This is a genomic window from Chloroflexota bacterium (assembly GCA_016875535.1).
Lineage (GTDB): Bacteria > Chloroflexota > Dehalococcoidia > SHYB01 > SHYB01 > VGPF01.
On record VGPF01000007.1, the window covers coordinates 35,727 to 57,011 of the forward strand.

Annotated in this window: 27 protein-coding genes and 1 pseudogene; 24 read left to right on the top strand and 4 right to left on the bottom strand. The window is 65.2% G+C overall.

Annotation, left to right across the window (positions count from 1 at the left end; translation table 11 throughout):
* The first annotated feature begins 37 nt into the window (after nucleotides 1-37).
* From FJ039_03845 to FJ039_03885, 9 genes are all read left to right on the top strand, one after another.
* On the top strand, nucleotides 38-1,288 hold the full coding sequence (locus FJ039_03845; GenBank protein ID MBM4405302.1) for a serine hydroxymethyltransferase: 1,251 nt from the start codon (nucleotides 38-40) through the stop codon (nucleotides 1,286-1,288).
* 196 nt (nucleotides 1,289-1,484) lie between these two features.
* Nucleotides 1,485-1,769, top strand: coding sequence for a 30S ribosomal protein S6 (rpsF, locus tag FJ039_03850; protein MBM4405303.1), 285 nt, complete (start codon nucleotides 1,485-1,487; stop codon nucleotides 1,767-1,769).
* A gap of 20 nt (nucleotides 1,770-1,789) precedes the next feature.
* Nucleotides 1,790-2,200 carry a single-stranded DNA-binding protein gene (locus FJ039_03855; GenBank protein ID MBM4405304.1) on the top strand — a complete coding sequence of 137 codons (411 nt, stop codon included), beginning with the start codon at nucleotides 1,790-1,792 and terminating at the stop codon, nucleotides 2,198-2,200.
* 36 nt (nucleotides 2,201-2,236) lie between these two features.
* Nucleotides 2,237-2,581 carry a 30S ribosomal protein S18 gene (rpsR, locus tag FJ039_03860; protein MBM4405305.1) on the top strand — a complete coding sequence of 115 codons (345 nt, stop codon included), beginning with the start codon at nucleotides 2,237-2,239 and terminating at the stop codon, nucleotides 2,579-2,581.
* Between the two features lie 76 nt (nucleotides 2,582-2,657).
* Nucleotides 2,658-4,070 carry a hypothetical protein gene (locus FJ039_03865; GenBank protein MBM4405306.1) on the top strand — a complete coding sequence of 471 codons (1,413 nt, stop codon included), beginning with the start codon at nucleotides 2,658-2,660 and terminating at the stop codon, nucleotides 4,068-4,070.
* A 117-nt stretch (nucleotides 4,071-4,187) separates the two neighbouring features.
* Nucleotides 4,188-5,264: a threonine synthase gene (locus FJ039_03870; GenBank protein ID MBM4405307.1), complete on the top strand. Its 1,077-nt coding sequence runs from the start codon at nucleotides 4,188-4,190 to the stop codon at nucleotides 5,262-5,264.
* A 117-nt stretch (nucleotides 5,265-5,381) separates the two neighbouring features.
* Entirely contained in the window at nucleotides 5,382-5,936 is a 555-nt protein-coding gene (gene folE, locus FJ039_03875; protein MBM4405308.1) for a GTP cyclohydrolase I FolE, read from the top strand.
* Between the two features lies 1 nt (nucleotide 5,937).
* Nucleotides 5,938-6,918 (top strand): GNAT family N-acetyltransferase, encoded by a 981-nt coding sequence (locus FJ039_03880; protein ID MBM4405309.1) that lies wholly within the window; start codon nucleotides 5,938-5,940, stop codon nucleotides 6,916-6,918.
* 59 nt (nucleotides 6,919-6,977) lie between these two features.
* A complete protein-coding gene (locus FJ039_03885; protein ID MBM4405310.1) occupies nucleotides 6,978-8,183 on the top strand; it encodes a glycosyltransferase family 1 protein in 1,206 nt (401 codons plus the stop codon).
* Here FJ039_03885 and FJ039_03890 read toward each other — a convergent pair.
* The gene (locus tag FJ039_03890) at nucleotides 8,180-9,082 is read right to left on the bottom strand and encodes a GNAT family N-acetyltransferase (protein MBM4405311.1); all 903 of its coding nucleotides are present in this window, start codon (nucleotides 9,080-9,082) and stop codon (nucleotides 8,180-8,182) included. The two genes, FJ039_03885 and FJ039_03890, sit on opposite strands and share 4 nt — an antisense overlap.
* Nucleotides 9,083-9,228: 146 nt before the next feature.
* On the opposite strand from FJ039_03890, the gene FJ039_03895 reads away from it, so the two are divergent.
* Genes FJ039_03895 through FJ039_03965 form a run of 15 tightly spaced genes read left to right on the top strand, consistent with a single transcriptional unit; the run spans nucleotide 9,229 to nucleotide 19,791 of the window.
* Nucleotides 9,229-9,783 carry a hypothetical protein gene (locus FJ039_03895; GenBank protein ID MBM4405312.1) on the top strand — a complete coding sequence of 185 codons (555 nt, stop codon included), beginning with the start codon at nucleotides 9,229-9,231 and terminating at the stop codon, nucleotides 9,781-9,783.
* Complete coding sequence (locus tag FJ039_03900; protein MBM4405313.1) at nucleotides 9,780-10,253, top strand: cytochrome c maturation protein CcmE; 474 nt, start codon at nucleotides 9,780-9,782, stop codon at nucleotides 10,251-10,253. Before FJ039_03895 ends, FJ039_03900 begins: the two co-directional genes overlap by 4 nt.
* A 9-nt stretch (nucleotides 10,254-10,262) precedes the next feature.
* Nucleotides 10,263-12,257, top strand: coding sequence for a heme lyase CcmF/NrfE family subunit (locus tag FJ039_03905; protein ID MBM4405314.1), 1,995 nt, complete (start codon nucleotides 10,263-10,265; stop codon nucleotides 12,255-12,257).
* A gap of 4 nt (nucleotides 12,258-12,261) precedes the next feature.
* The gene (locus FJ039_03910; GenBank protein MBM4405315.1) at nucleotides 12,262-12,759 is read left to right on the top strand and encodes a cytochrome c-type biogenesis protein CcmH; all 498 of its coding nucleotides are present in this window, start codon (nucleotides 12,262-12,264) and stop codon (nucleotides 12,757-12,759) included.
* Between the two features lie 2 nt (nucleotides 12,760-12,761).
* A complete protein-coding gene (locus tag FJ039_03915) occupies nucleotides 12,762-13,106 on the top strand; it encodes a hypothetical protein (GenBank protein ID MBM4405316.1) in 345 nt (114 codons plus the stop codon).
* Nucleotides 13,103-14,305 carry a hypothetical protein gene (locus FJ039_03920; protein ID MBM4405317.1) on the top strand — a complete coding sequence of 401 codons (1,203 nt, stop codon included), beginning with the start codon at nucleotides 13,103-13,105 and terminating at the stop codon, nucleotides 14,303-14,305. The genes FJ039_03915 and FJ039_03920 overlap by 4 nt, the downstream gene beginning before the upstream one ends.
* Nucleotides 14,302-15,018 carry a heme ABC exporter ATP-binding protein CcmA gene (gene ccmA, locus FJ039_03925; GenBank protein MBM4405318.1) on the top strand — a complete coding sequence of 239 codons (717 nt, stop codon included), beginning with the start codon at nucleotides 14,302-14,304 and terminating at the stop codon, nucleotides 15,016-15,018. Before FJ039_03920 ends, ccmA begins: the two co-directional genes overlap by 4 nt.
* A complete protein-coding gene (locus FJ039_03930) occupies nucleotides 15,002-15,721 on the top strand; it encodes a hypothetical protein (protein ID MBM4405319.1) in 720 nt (239 codons plus the stop codon). The genes ccmA and FJ039_03930 overlap by 17 nt, the downstream gene beginning before the upstream one ends.
* A gap of 15 nt (nucleotides 15,722-15,736) precedes the next feature.
* On the top strand, nucleotides 15,737-16,468 hold the full coding sequence (locus FJ039_03935) for a cytochrome C assembly protein (GenBank protein ID MBM4405320.1): 732 nt from the start codon (nucleotides 15,737-15,739) through the stop codon (nucleotides 16,466-16,468).
* A gap of 3 nt (nucleotides 16,469-16,471) precedes the next feature.
* Nucleotides 16,472-16,624, top strand: a complete 153-nt coding sequence (locus FJ039_03940) for a CcmD family protein (protein ID MBM4405321.1) — start codon at nucleotides 16,472-16,474, stop codon at nucleotides 16,622-16,624.
* Nucleotides 16,625-16,641: 17 nt separating this feature from the next.
* Nucleotides 16,642-16,911, top strand: coding sequence for a redoxin domain-containing protein (locus FJ039_03945; GenBank protein ID MBM4405322.1), 270 nt, complete (start codon nucleotides 16,642-16,644; stop codon nucleotides 16,909-16,911).
* 3 nt (nucleotides 16,912-16,914) lie between these two features.
* On the top strand, nucleotides 16,915-17,244 hold the full coding sequence (locus tag FJ039_03950) for a peroxiredoxin family protein (GenBank protein ID MBM4405323.1): 330 nt from the start codon (nucleotides 16,915-16,917) through the stop codon (nucleotides 17,242-17,244).
* Nucleotides 17,245-17,252: 8 nt separating this feature from the next.
* A complete protein-coding gene (locus FJ039_03955) occupies nucleotides 17,253-18,185 on the top strand; it encodes a cytochrome c oxidase assembly protein (GenBank protein MBM4405324.1) in 933 nt (310 codons plus the stop codon).
* Between the two features lie 23 nt (nucleotides 18,186-18,208).
* Complete coding sequence (locus FJ039_03960; protein MBM4405325.1) at nucleotides 18,209-18,739, top strand: hypothetical protein; 531 nt, start codon at nucleotides 18,209-18,211, stop codon at nucleotides 18,737-18,739.
* Nucleotides 18,740-18,750: 11 nt separating this feature from the next.
* A complete protein-coding gene (locus FJ039_03965; protein MBM4405326.1) occupies nucleotides 18,751-19,791 on the top strand; it encodes an NAD-dependent epimerase/dehydratase family protein in 1,041 nt (346 codons plus the stop codon).
* A gap of 69 nt (nucleotides 19,792-19,860) precedes the next feature.
* On the opposite strand, the gene FJ039_03970 is transcribed toward FJ039_03965, so the two are convergent.
* The 3 genes and pseudogenes from FJ039_03970 to FJ039_03980 all read right to left on the bottom strand — a co-directional run bounded on the left by FJ039_03970 (nucleotide 19,861) and on the right by FJ039_03980 (nucleotide 20,957).
* Nucleotides 19,861-20,394, bottom strand: coding sequence for a cytochrome c (locus tag FJ039_03970; GenBank protein ID MBM4405327.1), 534 nt, complete (start codon nucleotides 20,392-20,394; stop codon nucleotides 19,861-19,863).
* A gap of 9 nt (nucleotides 20,395-20,403) precedes the next feature.
* Nucleotides 20,404-20,874, bottom strand: a complete 471-nt coding sequence (locus FJ039_03975; protein ID MBM4405328.1) for a hypothetical protein — start codon at nucleotides 20,872-20,874, stop codon at nucleotides 20,404-20,406.
* Nucleotides 20,871-20,957: pseudogene (locus FJ039_03980) on the bottom strand (cytochrome oxidase subunit III). Before FJ039_03980 ends, FJ039_03975 begins: the two are co-directional and overlap by 4 nt.
* Nucleotides 20,958-21,285: the final 328 nt, after the last annotated feature.

The window sequence follows — 21,285 nt, forward strand, 5'->3', positions numbered from 1 at the left end:
GGCTCCCGCGCCTGCCCCCAGGGAGCCGGAGCGACTCATGCACATCTCCACCCTCCTGCAGAAGCACGACCCCCAGATCGCCGAAGCCCTGGCCCACGAGGTGGAGCGCCAGCGCAAGAACATCGTCCTCATCGCCTCGGAGAACTACGCCAGCAAGGCCGTCCTCGAGATGATGGGCTCGCCCCTCACCAACAAGTACGCCGAAGGCTACCCCGGCAAGCGCTACTACGGCGGCTGCCAGTTCGTGGACGTGGCGGAACAGCTCGCCATCGAGCGCGCCAAGCAGCTCTTCGGCGCCGAGCATGCCAACGTCCAGCCCCACAGCGGCGCCCAGGCCAACATGGGCGCCTACTTCGGCCTCCTGGAGGTCGGCGATACGGTGCTGGGCATGCGCCTGGACCAGGGCGGCCACCTCACTCACGGCAGTCCCGTCAACTTCTCCGGCAAGTACTACAAATTCGTCTCCTACGGCGTGGACCGCGAGACGGAGCTGCTGGACTATGACGCCGTCCGCGCCCTGGCCAAGGAGCACCGCCCCAAGCTCATCGTCGCCGGCGCCACCGCCTACCCGCGCATCATCGACTTCAAGAAGTTCCGCGAGATCGCCGATGAGGTGGGCGCGAAGCTCATGGTGGACATGGCGCACCCCGCCGGCATCTTCGCCGCCGGGCTCCATCCCTCGCCCGTGCCCTACGCGGACGTCGTCACCTCCTCCACGCACAAGACGCTGCGCGGCCCCCGCGGCGGCATGATTGTTTCGAAGAAGGCCCTGGCCCCCGCGATAGACAAGGGCGTCTTCCCCATGGCGCAGGGCGGCCCCCTCATGCACATCGTCGCCGCCAAGGCCGTCGCCTTCGGCGAGGCGCTCAAGCCCGAGTTCAAGACCTACCAGCAGAACGTGATAGACAACGCCCGCACCCTAGCCGGCGAGCTGGGGAACCGGGGACTGCGAATCGTCTCCGGCGGCACGGACAACCACCTCATGCTGGTGGACCTGAACCCCATCGCCGTCACAGGCCAGCAGGCGGAGAGCGCCCTTGAGGCGGTGGGCATCGTGGCGAACAAGAACGCCATCCCCTTCGATCCGAAGCCGCCGCGGGTCACCAGCGGCCTGCGCCTGGGGACGCCCGCGGTCACCAGCCGGGGCTTCGGCAAGGGCGAGATGGTGGCCATCGCGCGGCTCATCGCCGCCACCCTGCGCAGCATCGGCAACGAGCAGGAGATGGCGAAGGTGAAGGACGAGGTCCAGACCATCGCCGCCAAGTTCCCCGTGCCGGGCTTGGAGTAGGGGAAAGGTTAGAGGAGCAGGGTTCCGGGAAAGCCCTTCCGTAGTTTTCCCAGGAATCCTCTTTCTCGATCCTGCCCTTGACCTCTAGACCTTGCTCCCTGCTCCCAGAACCTCTGCCTCCTCCTTGCCCCCTCCGGCCCGCCCCGTGCTATAATAGCCGTTGGTTTTCGACCCCCCTTTCCTGAAAGAGGCTTTTGTGCGCAACTACGAACTTGTCATGTTGGTGAGCCCGGAGATCGCGGACGACCAGGTGAACACCGTCGTCGAAAAGGTGACCGGCTATGTCACCACCCACGGCGGCAAGGTGGCCGAAGTCAAGCCCTGGGGCCGCCGCAGGCTTGCCTACCACATCGGCAACTTCCAAGAGGCCAGCTACGTCCAGGCCAACTTCTCCATGGAGCCCAAGCACGCCAAGCAGCTCCAGAGCGACCTCCAAATCTCCGAGCAGGTGATCCGTCACCTCCTCCTCAACGCCGACTAGGCGACCAAAGGGAGCGGCGCGTGGTAGGGCTTAACAAAATCTTGGTCATCGGCAACGTGGGGACGGAGCCGGAGATGCGCTACACCCCCAGCGGCCGGCCCATCACCACCTTCCGCATCGCCGCCACCCGCAACTACACCTCCGGCGGCGAGCGCAAGCAAGAGACCGAATGGTTCACCGTCGTCGCCTGGAACCAGCTGGCGGAGCAGGCCAGCAACTTCCTCAAGAAGGGCCGCCGGGCCTACGTGGAAGGCCGCCTGCGCTCCAACCAGTGGACCGGCCAGGACGGCGCCACCCGCTTCCGCAATGAGATCATCGCCGATCGCATCCTCTTCCTGGATCGCCAGCCCGCCGAGGGCCAGGGCGAAGAGGCCCAGGCTCCCGCCCCAGAAGGCGGCGAGGCCGTGGATGCCGACGATCTTCCCTTCTAGCCCCATAGCCACCATCACAGCACCGGAAGGACAGCAATGAACGAACGATCATCAGGCGGCGGCAGATTCGGCGGACCGCGCGGCGATAAGGGCGACCGCAAAGACGGCGGCAGGGGCGGACGCCCCCGCTTCTTCGCCAGGCGCAAGGTTTGCTCCTTCTGCGTCCAAAAGACCAAGGCCATTGACTACAAGAACGTGGACCTGCTCCAGCGCTTCGTCTCCGAGCGCGGGCGCATAGACCCCCGCCGCAAGACGGGCACATGCGCGCGACACCAGCGCATGCTCACGGAGGCCCTCAAGCGCGCCCGCCACCTGGCCCTCCTGCCCTTCACCTTCGACCACGTCCTGGAATCACGCATCATCCGGGCACCTGGGCGCTAGGGGTTCCCGGGCGCAGGCATCCTTGAACGCCTCGCCTGCGTATACCCTGTAGAACCTGCCATCGCGAGGACGCACCGTGGCACAGCGACGCCGTTCCGAGCGGAGAAAACAGGAAGCCCCCCAGCCGGTCGCGCCGGTTGACACGTCGCGCCGCCGCAAGCCTCCTTCGGGCCCGCGCAAGCTCTCGCCGCTCTTCTTCATCATCAGCGGCCTCCTTGTCGTCGTGATCATCGTCGTCCTCGTCGTCAACTACGTCGTCTCCGTCAAGCGCCCCGGCGATCAGCCGATCCTCCAGGTCAATAACAAGACCTTTACCTGGCGCTATTACGTGGACATCCTCAAGTCCCAAAAGCTCGGCTCGGATGCCCTGGGCGGCCAGTTCAACCCAGGCGTCGCGCCCTACCAGCTCATGCAGACCCTGGCGGAGAACGAGCTGATCCGCCAGGCCGCCCTCCGCGAAGGCCTCAAAGTCACGGATGAAGAGATCAAGCAGGAGATGATGAACCGCCTGCTGGACCCGAAGCCCTCGCCGGACACGCCCAAGTCCCAAGTAGAGCGCGAATTCCAGGTCAAGCTGAGCAACTATCTCAAGATCACTCAACTGCCCCGCGGCACGTATGAGGACATCGTCTACCTGGACCTTCTGCGCGATCAGCTCCGCAACAAGCTCGGCGCGAACCTGCCGAGGGTCCAGCCCCACGCCTTCGTCAACCAGATCGTGGCAGGCGATCAGACTCAGGTGGAGGCCATCCAGAAGCGCCTCAAGACGGAAGAGTTTTCCAAGGTTGCCCGCACCGCCTCCGTGGATGAAGAGACGGCCAAGGAAGGCGGCGCCATCGGCTGGACGCCGCGCCTGGTCATCAATGACCTGGACACCCTCTTCTTCGGCCTTGAGCTCAACCAGCTCAGTGACCCCATCTCCGCCAAGGAAGGCGTCTACATCATCCGCATCACCCAGCGCACCGGAGATAAGGCCCGCATCCAGGCCATCTTGGCCAAGGACTTCGCCTCCGCCCAAGAGGCCAAGCGCCGCGTGGAAAACGGCACGCCTTTTGAGACCGTCGCCGCGGAGGTCGCTACGGATCCTCAGCTGCGCGCCGGCCGCGGCGACCTAGGGCTCATCGGCCCCGGCGATCGCGGCGGCATCTTTGACCTCTACATCGCGGGCATCCCCTTGAATACAATCACCGAACCCGTCAACCGGATCAACCAGACCGTCTTTTACATGATCAGCCAGCGCACCCAAGCCCTTGAGGTCTCCGAGAAGAACCTGGAAGTCTTAAAGACCCGCGCCCTGGAGGCCTGGCTCCGCCGGGAATGGGACTCGGGCCGGATCAACTACTGCCCCAAATCGCCCGACGATTGCTTCAGCAACCTGGACGTGGACAAGGCCCTCGGCGAGATCGGCGATGTCTCCCGCACCAAGTTTGAAGATTCGGCCACGGCCACCGCCCAGGCGCGCCAGCGCGGCAGCCAGTCCCGCTTCTAGCGCGGCTCCGCATCGCGTACAATGATTCCCACGTCTCGCCTGGCCGTCTCGTTGCCGTAAAGGCCGCGCCGGACAGCCGATAGCTGAAGAGAGCCGCGCCCCGTGAGCGATCCCGCCATCTCCGCACCCAGCCAGGGAGCCCACAAGGGCGTCCTGCGGGCCTATGGCGCCTACCTGCCCCTCACCGGCAAGACACCGCTCCTCACCCTGGGCGAAGGCGATACACCCCTGGTGCGCTCCCAGAACCTTGAGCGCGAGCTGCAGATCGGCGCCCTCTACTTCAAGCTGGAGGGCTGCAACCCCACCGGCTCCTTCAAGGACCGCGGCATGGTCATGGCCGTGGCCAAGGCCCTGGAAGAGGGCAGCAAGGCTATCATCTGCGCCTCCACCGGCAACACCAGCGCCTCAGCCGCCGCCTATGCCGCCCGCGCCGGCATCCAGTGCGCCGTTGTCGTCCCCAAGGGCAATATCGCCTTGGGCAAGATGGCGCAGGGCATGGCCTACGGCGCCAAGGTCATTACCGTGGAGGGCAACTTCGATCAGGCCCTCCGCATCGTCCGCGAAGTCTCGCAGACGCGCCCCATCACCCTGGTGAACTCCGTCAACCCCTACCGCATCGAGGGGCAGAAGACCGCCGCCTTTGAGGTGGTTGACGCCCTGGGCGAAGCGCCCGATTTCCTCTGCATCCCTGTGGGCAACGCCGGCAACATCACCGCCTATTGGAAGGGCTTCAGGGAATATCACGAAAAGAAGAAGGCCAAAAAGCGCCCCAAGATGATGGGCTTCCAGGCGGAAGGTGCGGCCCCCATCGTGCGCGGCCACCCGGTGGAAGTGCCCCAGACCATCGCCACCGCCATCCGCATCGGCAATCCCGCCAGCTGGAAGAGCGCCGTGGCCGCCCGCGATGAGTCCGGCGGCGAGATCGGCATGGTGAGCGACGCTGAGATTATTGAGGCCTACGGGCAACTGGCGCGCAAGGAGGGCCTCTTCTGCGAGCCCGCCTCCGCCGCCTCCTTCGCCGGGCTGATCAAGCTTCGCCGTAGCGGCCTCGATCTTTCCAAACAGACCGTCGTCTGCATCCTCACGGGCCACGGACTCAAGGACCCGGACACCACCACAAAAAACGTCAAGGCCGATATCGTCCCCATCATGCCGGACCTCCCCGCGCTTGAGGCTGCGCTAGGCTTTCGATAAGCTCCCTTCTGTCAACTTGTTCTTCCCTCTCCATATCTGGTAGATTGAATAGTCTCCGTCTCTCCCGACCGATCCCGTATCTCTCTGCGTGGCCTTCCCACGCCTAGGAGGCGAATCGTGGACTCCCCACGGATCAAGTCAGCCGTTAGAGACATCATCAAGTCCATCGGCGAAGACCCCAAGCGCGAAGGCCTGACCGATACGCCGCGACGCATCGCCGAGATGTATGAAGAGCTCTTCGCCGGCCTGAAGCTCGACCCCAAAAAGGAGCTTGAGGTCGGCTTCGATGAAGGGCACCAGGAGATGGTCGTGCTCAAGGACATCCCCTTCTATTCCATGTGTGAGCACCACTTCCTCCCCTTCTACGGCATCGCCGCGGTGGGCTATCTGCCCAATGGGCGCGTCGTCGGCCTCAGCAAGCTGGCGCGCGTCGTTGAGATCCTGGCGCGTCGCCCGCAACTCCAGGAGCGCCTCACCTCCCAAATCGCCGATACGATTGATGAGGCCATCAAGCCCACGGGCGTCGGCGTCGTCATTAAGGCGGAGCACCTCTGCATGACCATGCGCGGCATCAAGAAGCCCGGCTCCAACATGGTCACCTCCGCCGTCCGCGGCAGGTTCAAGCAGAGCCAGGTCACCCGCGCCGAGTTCCTCTCCCTCATCCAGGACTGACGTGGCCTTTTCGGTTCACACCGAATCCTTCGAAAGCCTCCAGCGTGAGTGGCGCGACCTCGCCGCCGCTTCGCCCACGCGCTCTGTCTTCACCACACCCGCCTGGCTTCACACCTGGTGGCAGACCCAGCGCACCGGCGAAGAGCCGGCCCTCCTCGCCTTCCGCGATGGCGGGCGATTGCTGGGCCTGGCCCCCATGATGCGCTCCGCCGATGCCGTCCGCCTCCTGGCCGCGACGGACGTCTGCGACTATCACGATGTGCTCTACCGCCCGGAGGCGGAAGAGGCCTTCTACCCCGCGCTGGTGGGGGCCTTCGAGCGGCACGGCTGGCTGCGTGTGGAGCTGGAAGGCATCATCGAGCTTTCGCCCACCCTGCGGAGGCTCACTGGCGCCGCCCTAGGCAAAGGCTGGACGGTGGAACAGCAGGTGGACGGCGTCTCCCCGGAGATCGCGCTCCCCGCATCGTGGGAGGCCTACCTGGAATCCCTGGACGGCAAGGACCGCCACGAGCTGAAGCGCAAGCTGCGCAAGCTCACCGGCGCCGGGCGCGTGGACTGCTTCGACGCCCTGGACCGCCAACCCCTAGCCGAGGTGATGACCACCTTTGCCACGCTCATGCGCTCAAGCCGGGAGGACAAGGCCCAGTTCCTCACCCCCGAGCGCGAGCGCTTCTTCCGCACCCTGGCGGAAGCGATGCAGAAGGAGGGCTGGCTCCGCGTCTACTTCCTCACCCTGGACGGCCACGTCACCGCCGCCTCCATGTTGTTCGATTATGACAACGGCTTCTACCTTTACAACAGCGGCTACGATACGCGCTACGCCCCCCTGAGCGTGGGCCTTTTGGTAAAGGCCCTCTGCATGCAGGAGGCCATCGCCAAGGGACGCAAGCTCTTCAATTTCCTGCGCGGTTCCGAACCCTACAAGTACAGCCTCGGCGCGAAAGATGTCCGGCTCCACAAGCTCACCCTCAAGAAGGGATAGGTTTCCCTTGGCAACTAGGTACGCCTGCCGTATCCTCATCAGCGGAGACTGCTGAATCCATGCGCATCGCCCTTATCAGCGTCCACGGCTGCCCCACGGCGCGCCTGGGCGCAAAAGACACCGGCGGCATGAACGTCCTCCTGCGGGAGACGGCGCGGGAGCTTGGCCGCCTAGGCCACACCGTGGACGTCTACACCCGCACCCACGATGTGCGCGACCCGCAAATCGTTCCCATCGGCCAGGGGGCGCGCGTCATCCACATCAACGCCGGCGACCTCGCCACCGCCAAGCGCGACCTGGCGGCTCACCTGCCCCAGTTCACAGAACACCTCGCTGATTACGCCCAAAGCATGGGCCTCCGCTACGAACTCATCCACGCGCACTACTGGCTCTCCGCGCCCGTCGCCTTCACGCTCAAGGCGCGCTGGGGCCTCCCCGTCGCCGTCAGCTTCCACACCTTGGGCAAGGTCCAGGGCATCGTCCGCGCAGGCGAGCCCGATGCCAAAGACCGTATCCCCGCGGAGGAGATGGCCGTCGCCCAGGCCGATGCGATCGTCGCGGGCAGCCCCCATGAGATCGAGCAGTTGGTGAACCTCTACGGCGCGCGACACGACAGGGTCTCCCTGGTCCCCTGCGGCTTCGATCAATCGCTCTTCAAGCCCATCACCCGGCGTGCGGCCCGCGATAGCCTGGGCCTCAACGGCCATAAGATCGTCCTCTTCGTCGGACGCATGGAGCGCATCAAGGGAGCGGACATCCTCCTGCGCGCCGTCGCCGCCTTAGATAGCAGCCTGGACTCCCAGCTCATCGTCATCGGCGGCAGTGAGGCCGACCCCGAGCGCCGCCGACTCCAGCGCATGGCGCGCGGCCTGGGCATAGAGCACCGCATGCTCTTCGTGGACGCCGTGCCGCAGAAGGACCTGCCCCTTTATTACAGCGCCGCCGATGTCTGTGTTGTCCCCTCGTTCTATGAGACCTTCGGCCTGGTGGCGCTGGAGGCCCTCGCCTGCGGCACGCCCGTCATCGCCGCCAAGGTCGGCGGGCTCCAGCACACCGTGAGCCATGGCAAGACGGGCTACCTGGTCCCCTGGCACTGCCCCGAGCCCTACGCGGAAAAACTGGAAGTTCTCCTCGCCAACGACCACCTGCGCGAAAGCCTGGGCCAAGCGGCGCAGGCGGCGGCAAAGGGCCAGTCCTGGGAGGCGGCGGCAAAGCGCGTGCTGAGCGTCTACGAAGGATTAGTGAAAGAAGCGACGAGGGTTTAAAGCCTCTTCTCCCACCAATCGATATCGTAGATACGCTTGAAGCCGACTGCTTTGTAGAGCTCCACTGCCGGCGCATTATCGGCGTAGACCGTCAGCTCCACCGCAGTCGCGCCCCGGCGCTTCAGGTCCGCGATGCTGGCCTCCAGCATCGCGCGCCCCAAACCCTGGCCCCGGTAGGCCGGGTCCACGCCGATCATCCAGATGATGCCCGTCGCCCCGCCTTTGCCCTTGTTCACGCGCGTCCAGCAATAGGCGGCGGGCGCGCCCTTCACTTCGAGAATCAGCGCATCCTGCACCCTGCTGCCGCGCATCCGCAGGCGGTAGCGCAGCTCCTCCGGAACGTTCGGAGCAAAGCCCCAGCTTCCGCCAAAGGCCCGGTTCTGGATGCCCGTCACCAGCGCCTCTTCGCCGGGCTGGAGCCGCCGCACCGTGATGCCTTCTTTCGCCTTCGCCGGGGCCTTCCACCGCGCCGCGTCAAGGCGCATCTGCCACTGGCGCTTCACCTGGGCAAAGCCGAGCCTCTTGTAGAGCGCCGCCGCCTCGCGGTCGTGCCCCTGAGCAGAGACGTGCGCCAGCTTCGCGCCCAGGCCCCCAGCATGCGCCAGGCATCGCGCCAGCAGCGCCTCCCCCGCCGTCACGCGCGCCTCCGCAGGTGCGGCCCCCCACTCGATGACGGCGCGACCGATGGGAAGCTCCGGCACCACCAACGCGTAGCCGCCAGCCCTGCCGACGTTCATCGCGAGGAAGCAATCACGCCTTGGGCGAAGGTTCGGCTGGCCCAGATAGTCCTTCGCATCTGCCGCCGTGTAGCGCGCGCCAGGCCCCCGAGCCGCCCGCACGATGCGCGCATAGGCGGCGAAGTCGGCCTGGGTGAACTTTCTCAGCGTCAGTCTGCTCATTGAACGCCTTCTTGAACGGCTTGGGAACCGCCCGATATCCTACCACGTAGACTTCTGGAGCGCCCCCTGCGCAAACTGGGGCATTTCCTTGACGTTTCGAATGTGAAAAGAGTAACATAGTTGGGCGCCCAAACCAGGAATCGGCCATGTTCGCGCGCCTTCGAGAGGCTTATGTGGAAGGCATTGATTACTTCCGGGCGATAGTCAGATGGTTGCACGCCATCGCCGCTGTGGTGTGGGTGGGTGGCAGTATCTTTTACCTCTTCGCCCTTCGCCCATCCCTGGCGGAAGCCAACCTCGCCGCCGCCAGAGGCCCCTTCGAGGCGCTCATCAGCAAGCACTTCCGCACCCTAGTGGACGCCGCCATCATCACCCTCATCCTCACCGGTGTCATCATCACCTTCGATCGCCTGCAATCGGCCCCCATCACTGCCCTCTACTACACCGTCCTGGCCCTCAAGCTCCTAGCCGCCCTTTCCATGTTCCTCCTCGCCCGCGATCTCGGCACGCGCCTGGGGCGCTTGGGCCGCCGCGCCGCCGCGCCGCAGGCCGAGCCGACCCTCGCCGAGCCCTCTCCCGCGAAGCAAGGCTGGAGGCGCATGCTCTCCCCATCCCGGCTCATCCTGGCCCTGGGGCTTATCGCCTTTCTCCTCTCTGCGCTCCTGGTCCACATCTATGAAAGCGACGTGACCGGCCTATGACCACCGCAATCACAACGCCTCCCCCCAAAGGCGGCTGGTTCAAGCGCGCCAATAAGAAGCTCATCGCCGTTGTCGTCATCGTCATCGTCGCCATCGGCATCCTCATCGGGACGAGCCTTCGCGGCGCGCTCACGTACTACATCACCGTGGACGAGCTGACGGCCAAGGGCGCCGAAGGCTACAACGACCGGGTGCGCGTCGGCGGGCGCGTCCTCAAGGGCACCATCGTGAAAGACGCCCAGAACAACCTGACCTTCTGCATGTACCACAACGAGCCGTCCAACCTTCTGCCCGTGAGCTATAAGGGCGTGGTGCCGGACATCTTCGGCGATGAGACGGACGTCATCGTGGAGGGCAAGCGCCTCCACGACGGCACCTTCCGCGCCATCAAGCTCCTGAGCCAGCACCCGCCCGAGTTCCGCCTCGCCGAGCCTGGCAAACCCCACGCCCCCGTGGACGAAAGAAAGTAGCATAGGGGCATGCACGCCTCCGATATCGGCTTCGTCGCCCTCATCATCGCCATCGTCGCCGCGACCTACGTCGTCTTCGCCGCGCCTATCGGCCTGCGGCGCAGCATCCCCCAGCTCGTCCATAGCGCCCGCAACGCCGTCTATGTCGTCGCCGCCATGATGCTCGCCGCCATCGCGGTCCTCGCCTACTCCCTCATGAGCCACGATTTCGGCGTCGCCTACGTCTCCCGCACCTCCAACCTCGCCCAGCCCTGGTACTACACCCTCGCCGCCGTCTATGGCGGCCAGGCAGGCTCGCTTCTCCTCTGGGCCGTCGGCCTCGGCCTCTTCTCCGCCCTCGCCGTCTGGGCCAACCGCCGCAAGCTGGAAGCCGTCATGCCCTATGCCATGGCGACCCTTATGCTGGTGCAGGTCTTCTTCCTCATCGTCCTCATCTTCCTCTCCAACCCCTTCGAGCGCCTGCCCTTCACGCCGCCTGACGGCCAGGGCCTCAACTCCCTCCTCCGCGACCCGGGCATGCTGGCGCATCCGCCCTTCCTCCTCTCCGGCTATATGTCCTGGACCATCCCCTTCGCCTTCGCCATGGGAGCGCTGATCTCCGGCAAGCTGGACAGCCAGTGGCTCAAGGCAGCCAGACCCTGGATCATCGTCGCCTGGGCCATCCAGGGCACAGGCCTCATCCTGGGCGCCTGGTGGGCCTACCATGTCCTGGGCTGGGGCGGCTATTGGGGCTGGGACCCGGTGGAGAACGTCGCCCTTCTTCCCTGGCTCTGCGGCACGGCGTTCCTTCACTCCATCATCGTGCAGGAGCGGCGGGGCATGCTCAAAAAGTGGAACATGCTCCTTATCCTCATCACCTTCTGCCTCGCCATCTTCGGCACCTTCGTCGTCCGCGGCGGCCTCCTCGCTTCCGTCCACAACTTCGCCACTTCCGCCCTTGGCCCAACCTTCCTCTCCTTCCTCGCCTTCTCCATCGCCGTCAGCCTCTTCTTCTTCTTCCGCAGGCAGTCCCTCCTCCAATCGGAGAACCGCTTCGACTCCGTCATTTCCAAGGAATCGAGCTTCCTGCTCAACAACGTCCTCCTGGTGGGCGTCGCCTTCGCCACCTTCTGGGGCACCATCTTTCCCCTGCTTACCGAAGCCTTCAACGGCTCCAAGATCACCGTCGGCGCCCCTTTCTATGAGAAGGTCAACGGACCGCTCTTTCTTGGCGTCATCATCCTCATGGGCATCGGGCCGCTCCTCGCCTGGAGGCGGGCCGCCTGGCAGAGCATCAAGCGCAACTTCCGCTGGCCCCTCGCCTTCGCCATCCTGTGGGCTGTCGTCATGCTCGCGGCGCTGGGGATACGCAACGGCTGGACGCTCCTTGGCGTCAGCGGGTGTGCCTTCGTCTTCGGCACCGTGGTCCTCGAGTACTACCGGGGCGTGAAGGTGCGCCGCGCAGGCGCCCGGGAAGGCTATCCCCAAGCCGTGGCTGGCCTGGTGAGCAGCAACCGGCGGCGCTACGGCGGCTACATCGTCCACATCGCTATGCTGTTCATCGCCCTCGGCGTCATCGGCGCGAACCTGCACCAGAAGGAACAGGCCGTCACCTTGGCGAAGGGCGAGTCCACCGCCATCGGCGATTACACCCTCGTCTACACGGCCTTCCGCGAATACCGCTCCGGCGATTCCACCATAGACGAGGCGGAGCTGGACATCTTCAAGGGCGGCAAGAAGATCGGCGTGGCCCACCCGCGGCGGCAGACGATAGACAACCAGGAGAGCCAGCCCACTTCCCGCATCGCCATCCGCAGCACGCCCAAGGAAGACCTCTATGTCCTTCTTGCCGCCTGGGATGACAAGGTCGCCACCTTCACCATCTTTGTGAACCCCCTGGTCATGTGGCTCTGGATCGGCGGCGGCGTCTTCCTCCTCGGCACCGTCATAGCCGTCTGGCCGGAGCGCCAGGTCGCCCGCGCCGCCGCCAGGGAACCTGCCGGGGCCGCTGTGAGCAAGGCCTGACGCCATGATCGCCACCCATAGACGCAGCCTGCTCGTCCTCCTCCTCGCCTCGCTGGTCCTGCTGGGCGCGATCCTCTCGCAGGCGGCCTACGCCCAGGTGAACGAGACGCAGGTGCGCAAGATCGGCGATAAGATCCAGTGCCCCGTCTGCGAGGGCACCTCCGTGGCCGATTCGCCCTCTCCCGTGGCCGCCGGCATGCGCGAGTCCATCCGCGAACAGCTCGCCCAGGGCAAGAGCGAAAAGCAAATCATCGCTTTCTTCGTGGACGTCTATGGCCCCGGCGTCCTCCGCGAGCCGCCCAAGACCGGCTTCTACTCCGCCGTCTGGTGGGTGCCCGGCTTGGCCGTCGTCGCCGCCGCGCTCATCATCCTCGTCGCCCTCCGCCGCCAGCGGGCCGGGAGTGCCGTGCAACCGGCGGCCGCCCCTGCGCCACTCCCAACTCAGGAGAGGGACGCCTACCGCAAACGACTGCGCGATGAGCTGAACGAGAGGAATGACTAGCCGTGGCAGCCGTCATCTCCATCCTCCTCGCCGCAGGCGCCCTCTTTATCATCCTGCGTCCTCTACGCCAAGCCGGCCGCGAACCCGCGCCCATAGCCGAAGAACGCAGCCCCGCCCAAAGCCTCCTGGACCGTCGCGACACCCTCTACCGCTCCATGCGCGACCTGGAGTACGACCGCAAGCTCGGCAACCTGGTGGAAGAAGACTACACCGCCATGCTCGCCGATTATGAGTCCCAGGCCATCTCCGTGCTGAAGGAGATAGATGCTCGGCTCAACGGCGCGGACGAAGCCCTTGAGCGGGAGATCGCCGCCAAGCGCCAGACCCCCGGGAGCGCACAGCCGTGAAACGCCTTGCCATCCTCGCCCTTATCGCCGTTATGCTGGCCATCGCTCTACCGGCCCGCGCTGCCCTTGCTCAGGCCACAGGCGTCATCCAAGGCGCCATCGTCAACGGCACGGCAGGCGGCGGCAGCGTCGCGAACACTCCCCTTTCGCTCAAGACCTTTCGCGGCGATACGGAGACGGCCCAGCGCCTCGCCGCCGCCGATGCCCAGGGGCGATTCCGCTTTGATGGCCTGGACACCTCCGGCGACCTTCGGTACGTCGTCGCCGCGGGCTACCAGAACGTCGCCTATAACTCACAGCCCACGGACCTTTCCAAAGGTCCGGGGACTATCGAGATCAAGGTCTACGAGACGACGACCTCCGACGCGAACATCTCCATCAATCTCGCCCAGTTGGAGATTCTGGACGTAGACGGCGCAAGCGGCGTCATTGCCGTCTTCCAATCCGTCACCTTCCTCAACAGCGGCGACCGCACCTACGTCGGCGATCTCTTCACCAACCTCCAGGGCGGCGGCACCGTGAAGTTCCCGCTCCCCGGCAACGCCTTCGACCCCGTTCCCGGCCACGGCTTCGTGCCGGATGGCGCCGTCGTCACGCCGGGGGGCCTAGCCGCCAAGACGCCCGTCCAGCCAGGCGAACAGCGCTTCGTCCTCGCCTTCGGCATCCCCTACACGGACACCGCCACCGCCTTCGATGCTGCCTTTGCCTATAAGACGCAGACCGTCGGCGTCCTCATGCCGCCCCAGTTCGGCGCCATCGCCAGCGCAGATCTCAGCGACCTAGGGCGCGTGGACCGCGGCGGCAAGGCCTTCAACCTCCTGGCGCGCCTTAACGTGGAGCCGGGAACCCTCCTGCGCATCGAACTCTCCAACCTCCAGCGCTTCGCCCCTGCGCGGAAGAACGATTCGAACCTGGATGCCGTCCTCCGCTACCTCGGCGTGGCGCTCATGGCGGCCCTCGCCGGCGGCATCGCCTACTACGCGATGCTTCGCAGGCGCGAGCCCATCGCGGCAGGCGGCGCGGCGAGCCTCCTCAGAGAGCGCGATGATCTGATCGCCTCCATTGCCGCCCTGGATGATATGCTCGCCGCAGGGGCCATCGCCAAGGAAGACCACGAACGCCGCCGCGCCCCCCAGAAACGCCGCCTCCTGGATGTGACGCTCCTCTTGAACGAGAGCGAGCCGAAGGCGGGACGATGAACACAGCCTCCCCCGCGATAGCGGTGCAGGGCCTAGGCAAGCGCTATGGCCCCCAGGCCGCCCTCAAGTCTCTCGATCTCGCCGTCGCCCCCGGCGAGCGCCTCGCCGTCTTCGGCCCCAACGGCTCCGGCAAGACCACGCTCCTGCGCATCCTCTCCGGCCTCACGCGCCAGACCAAGGGCGAGTTCACCATCGCCGGGATGGACTACCGGCGGGACGGCATGGCTCTGCGGCAAAAGGTCGGCGTCGTCGCCCACCATCCCTATCTCTATGAAGACCTTTCGGCGGAGGAGAACCTGCGCTTCTACGGGCGGATGTTCGGCCTCGCCGATCCCGCCGCCCGCGCCGAAGCCCTCCTGGCCCAGGTGGGCCTGGCCGCGCGCAGGCGGGACAAGGCGCGCACCTTCTCCCGTGGCATGCAGCAGCGCCTCGCCCTCGCCCGCGCACTCCTCCACGACCCGGATATCCTGCTGATGGACGAGCCGGATACCGGCCTGGATCAGGAAGGCTCCCATCTCATCCAGGGCCTCCTGCACCGGGAAGGCGCGCCGCGCACCGTCGTCATGGCCACCCACAACCTGGCCTTGGGGCGCGCCCACTGCCTGCGCTTCCTCATCCTCGCGGCGGGGCGCATCGCCCACCAAAGCTCCCTAGAGAACATCGGGACTGCGGAGCTGCAGGAGACCTACCAGCGCTATGTCACAGCCCGGTAGCCACCCGCCTCAGCCTGCCGCCCGCCCGGGCATCGTGCGCCAGCTTCACGCCATGCTCTGGAAAGACGTCGTCATCGAGCTGCGCACCAAAGACAGCCTGGCGGCGATGCTGATGTTCGGCATCCTGGCCCTCACCATCTTCAACTTCGCCTTCGAGCTTCGCGCCGATAGCCTGCTCCTCGTCGCTCCCGGCGTCCTCTGGGTCGCCATCCTCTTCGCAGGCATCCTGGGCCTAGGGCGCTCCTACAGCCATGAGCGTGAGCGCGGCTCTATGGAAGGCATTCTCTTATGTCCAGTGGATAGGGGGGCCGTCTACCTTTCGAAGTTCCTCGCCAATCTACTCTTCATCGGCCTCTCCGAGGTTTTCCTTGTTCCCGCCTTCTCCGAGTTCTTCGATGTGGACGCCTTGAGGGGCACCGTTATCGCCGTCATAATACTCGGGACGGTGGGATTCGCCGCCGTCGGCGCTCTCTTCGGCGCGATGGCCGTGAACACCAGGGCGCGCGAGGTGATGCTGCCGGTCCTGCTCCTGCCGATTCTCGTCCCGCTCGTCATCGCGAGCGTGAAGGCCACGGGCCTCCTCCTGGACGGCGAGCCTTGGCGGGAGATCAGGGCCTGGGCCACAATCCTGATCGTCTTCGATGTCGTCTCTCTGGTCGTCTCCTACATCGTCTACGAGTACGTCCTTGAAGACTGGGGCTAAACAGCAGTGAAGGCCATGAACACAGCGCAGCCCAAGGGAAGCGGCCCGGGATTCATGGGCCTGCCTCCCGCGCGCCTCATTTCGTATATCTACTTCCACCCCGAGCTCTTGGGGCTCGCTGCCGCCGTCCTCTGGATCGTCGGCCTCTACCTCGCCCTCATCTGGGCGCCGGTAGACCTCCTCCAGGGCGAACCCTACCGCATCTTCTACCTCCATCTGCCCATGGCCCTAGCCGCCTACCTCTCCTTCATCGTCGTCTTCATCGGCGGCATCCTCTACCTCTGGAAACGCAAGCGCCTCTTTGACGTCTGGGCGCGCTCCGCAGCGGAAGTCGGCCTCCTCTTCCTCACCCTTGTCATCGTCTCCGGCGGTATCTGGGGCCAGGCCACCTGGGGCACCTTCTGGGCCTGGGAGCCGCGCCTCACCTTTACCTTCATCCTGTGGCTCATCTTCGTCGCCTATGTCATGCTGCGCCAGACCGTGAAAGACCAGGAGCAGGGCGCGCGCTATGCCGCCGTCCTCGGCATCATCGGATTCCTGGACATGCCCATGGTCTTCCTGTCCGTCTACTTGACGGACCGCGACCTGCACCCGGAGCCGCGGGAGCTTCCTCCCGAAGTTTGGACCGTCACCTGGGTCACCTTCGCCGCCTTCATGGCCCTGTTGGCCTATATACTCATCCAGCGCGTCCGCATCGAACAGAGCCGCGAAGAGCTTGAAGAGCTTCGCGCTTCCCTAGAGGAGTAGCCTATGAGTGGAATCACGGCAGTCTACGTCGCCTTCTCCATCGTCATCGCGGCCATCTTCGGCTACACCTTCCTCCTCGGGTGCCGCCAGCGCGATGTGGAGGCCGAGATCCAAGATCTCAAAGCCGCCATCGCGCAGAAGAAGAGCGGCACGTAAGGCGAGGTGGTACGTCCATGCAGAACAAGGTCGCCGTGCTCCTCGCCGCCCTCGCCGTTGCCGGCATCATCGCCTCCTGCTCCGGCGGCGATTCCGGGAAGGGCAGGCCCACGCTCACACCGGCCTTCCGCACGCCCACCCCCACGGCCCCCATCGCGACGGTGCGCCAGGGGCAACAGGCGCCAGATTTTACCGTCCGCGCCGCCGATGGACGGGAGATAGCCCTCAGCAAACTCCTTCAGGAGAAGCAGGCCGTCATCCTCGTCTTCTATCGTGGCTTCTTCTGAGGCATCTGCAGGAACCAGCTCGTGGAGCTGCAAGAGAACTACCAAGCCTTCAAGGCGCGCAACGTGGAGGTCCTGGCCATCAGCATGGATAGGGAAAGCGATGCCAAGCAGATGGCCGATCTCGCCAAGGCCCAGTACCCCGTCCTGCCGGATCCCACCGGAGCCATCGTCCGCCGCTACGGCGTCTTCAATCTCCTGGGCGATAGCGTCGCAGCGCCCGCCACCTACATCGTCGCCAAGAGCGGCGCCGTCACTTGGGACCACATCCCGCGCGATATCGCAGACCGCCCCACATCGGTCCAGCTCCTCCAGCGGCCTGAACTGCCCAAGTAGGCATTCTGATGCTCCCTGCCATCCTCGCGCACACCGTCGGGCCTGAAGGCGAAGGCGCGGCATCCCTCGCCCGCTGGTCCTTCGACCCCATCATCATCCTCGTCGTCCTCCTCCCGGCGTGGCTCTATGCCCGGGGCCTGCGGAACTGGTACTTCCGCCCCTCCTGGTTCGCCTCCTGGCGTCCCTTCGCCTTCTATGCGGGCCTCTTCTCCCTCGTCATAGCCCTCTGCTCCCCCATAGACGCCATGAGCGACGATCTCTTCTTTATGCACATGGCCCAGCACATGCTGCTCCAGCTCATCGCACCGCCTCTTATCCTCCTCGGCGCGCCTACCACGCCCATCCTGCGCGGCCTTCCCCGCCGCGTGCGCCAGGGCTTCGTGCGGCCCATCGTGCGCAACCAGCTGGCCCGCGCCCTCTTCGGCCTCATCGCCAATCCCATCCTCGTCTGGGCCGCCTTCGCCGCCGCCAATTGGGGCTGGCACCTGGGCGGCGGCCTCTATCAATCGGCCCTGGAGAGCCAAGGCATCCACTACCTTCAGCACGTCAGCTTCATGGCCGTCGCGATGCTTTGGTGGGTCACCGTCATAGATGCCAAGCCCCTCCGGAGCCGCCTCAACTACCCTGCGCGCGCCCTCTTCATCGGCCTGACGATGTTCCAGAACATCTACCTCGGCGCCAGCCTCACCTTCCGCAAGACCCTGCTCTATCCACACTATGCCGACCGAACCCACATCTGGAACTGGACGCCTCTGGAAGACCAGCAGGCCGGCGGCGCGCTTATGTGGGTCGGCGGCGATACCCTCCTCCTTATCGTCGCGGTCTATATCCTCTCCGTCTGGTTCGATGCGCGCGAAAAGCAGAGCCGCGAAGAAGAGCGCCGCGCCGATGAGCGGGCCGCCCGTGCCGCCGCACAGGAGAAACGTACTCCGGTACAATAGGGATACCCTTCAAGGAGCGTTGGATGCCAAAGACAAATCGCAAGAAAGCCGCCGTCAGGCCGGACCGCAAGCCGCGCAGGCTGAGCGGCGGCGCCTGGTGGATCGTGGCCGGGGTTGCCATCATCATCGTCATCGTCGTCGTCGGACTTGTCGCCTCCCGGGGCAGTTCCGGCTACGCCCAGGTGGGCGATCATTGGCACGCCCCCATCACCGTCAGCGTCTGCGGCGAAAACTGGGTGCCCCCCGCCTCGGATATCGGCAGCCACGGCATGCACTCCCACGGCGATGGCCTGGTCCACATCGAGCCTTCGAGTGCGTCCTCTGCCGGAAGCAACGCCAAGCTCAAGCGCTTCTTTGATTCGCTGGAGAGCCTGCGCTTCAAGATCACCAACAACAGCATCCAGCTTCCCGGCGGCAAGTTCTACACCAACGGCGATGCCTGCCCCAACGGCACGCCCGGCACGCTTAAGGCCACCGTGAACGGCGAAGCGGAGAACGACTTCCTGGGCTATCACCCCAAGGACCAAGACCGCATCGTCATCAGCTTCAACTAAGCGCACCGCCTATGGCCCGATACCTCATCACCGGGGGCGCAGGCTTCCTCGGCATCAACCTCACGCGCTACCTCCTCGCCAGGGGCTACAGCGTCGCCTCCCTGGACATCGCCGAATTCACGTACCCGGACGTGAAGGACAAGGTCGCCGTCCACAAAGGCGATATCCGCGATATGGCGGCCGTGGACAAGGCCGTCGAAGGCGCAGACATCGTCGTCCACACGGCGGCGGCGCTCCCCCTCTACAAAAAGCGCGATATCATCAGCACCGATATTGATGGCACCAGGAACGTCCTGGAGGCCGCCCACCGCCGCAAGGTCCAGCGCTTCATCCACATCTCCTCCACCGCCGTCTATGGCGTGCCGGACCACCACCCCCTCTATGAGAACGACAAGCTCGTCGGCGTCGGCGCCTACGGGGCAGCCAAGATCGCCGCTGAGCAGGCCTGCCTCGAATACCGCGCCAAGGGGATGTGCGTCACCATCATCCGGCCCAAGTCCTTCGTCGGCCCGGAGCGCCTCGGCGTCTTCGCCATCTTCTATGATTGGGCCAAGGATGGCCGCGGCTTCCCCATGATCGGCAGCGGCAAGAACCGCTACCAGCTCCTGGACGTGGAAGACCTCTGTGAAGCGATCCACCTGGCAGCCGCCGCGCCCGTGGAAAAGGCGAACGATACCTTCAACATCGGCGCGAAAGAGTTCACCACCATGCGGGAGGACTACCAGGCCGTCCTCGATTACGCGGGCCGCGGCAAGAAGATCCGAGGCCTCCCCGCCGCGCCCATCATCATGACCCTCCGCGTCCTGGAAAAGTTGCGCCTTTCTCCCCTGTATAAATGGGTCTATGAGACGGCCTCCAAAGACTCCTTCGTCTCCATAGAGAAGGCGGAAAAGGCCCTCGGTTTCAAGCCCAAGTACTCCAACAAGGAAGCGCTCGTCCACAACTACCAGTGGTACCTGGCGAACATCGGGCAGATCAAGGGAAGCTCCGGCGTCTCCCACCGCGTACCGTGGAAGCAGGGTATCCTGGCTCTCGCCAAGTTCTTCTTCTAAGCCCCTGCCTTCGCCCAAAAAGAAAGGCCCCTCACGTGAGGGGCCTTTTTGCATGCTCAGGCTATCGCGTTACTTCTGCGCCAACAGGAAGGCGACCAGGTTATCCAGGTTCGTGCCGCTCGCCAGCCCCGGCGGCATCGCATTCGCAAACGTCGGCACGATGAATGCGCCGGGGTTCTCGATGGACTCCTTGATGTACTGCCCTGCCGTCTTTCCGGCTACGCGCGTCTCCGCCACTGTGCCGATGCGCGTCAGGTTCGGGCCCACGGAGCCGGTGGAGATGCCCGTGATGGTGTGGCAGCCGCTGCAGCCGCTATTGGTATAGACCTGGCGACCCGCCGTCACGTCGCCGTTCCCCCCGCCTGTAGGCGGAGGCGTCGTCGGCCCGCCCGTCGGCACAGCCGTCCCGTGCGCGGGCGTCGCCGTTGCCTTCGGCCCTTCGGGGAAGCGCGCCGTCGGCGTCGGCGTAAAGCCTACCACCTGGGAATCGCCGCCCAGGGAGAACGGCTCATCCTTGCCGTCGCCGCCGCAGGCAGTCACCGTGATCGCCACGGCGCTGATAAGCCCGGCGGCTATGAGCATCTTTTTCATGAATCTAGCCATCTCCGTACCCTATCTCAGTTGGAAGTTGCTGAAGAGCGCCATCAGCGTCAGCAGGATGCCCGCGCCGATAAAGAACGGACCGACAAAAAGAAGTGTGTAGAGCTTCTTATCGCCCTTCAGGTGCATGAAGAACATCACCACCAGGCAGAACTTCGCAGTCGAAAGGATGATCAGCGCGGCAAGCTTCACAACCTGGTTGTCCAGGCTCGTGAAGACCAGCTCGATCAGTGTGATGACCGCCAGTGCCGCAAAGACGCCGAGATAGAACATCTGGGAATGGTGGGATCCGCCGTGGGCCTCGGCATGTCCGGCCGCCTCGCCATGGGCGGCCGCAGGCGCAGCATGGGCGCCCGCCGGAGCCGCCGCTGGGCGCGGCATCAGCTCCTCGCGGAAGCGGAAGGCGCAGTTGTTGCAGAACTTCGCCTCGTAGGAGTTCTTGTGGCCGCACTGAGGGCAGATTTTCATCGTTTGTGTGCTCATGCGAAGAGATACACCACGGTGAAGATGACGACCCAGACGATATCAACAAAGTGCCAGTAGAGGCCCACCAGCTCCACGTTCAGCACCTTCTCCTCGGCCAGGTGATGCGCCTCGAACTGCTTCACGGAGACATCCGGAGGCAGCACGGGCGGCGGCGGGGCCTGCGTCTGCTCACGCACGAAGGCGATGAAGCGGCGATGCCTGGGCCGCGCCTCGATGGCCGTCCCCGGCTCGCGCTTGGGCACGCCGGAAAGGAAGCCCAGGAACTTGGGTAGCATCGTCGCCATGATCGGCCGGTGGTCCGTCTTTGGGTGCAGGCGCACCAGCGCCGCCACGGAGACGAGCCACAGGATGCCCAGCGTCACGTGCGCCCCGTGGAAGCCCGTGAGGACCATAAAGGACGCCCCGAAG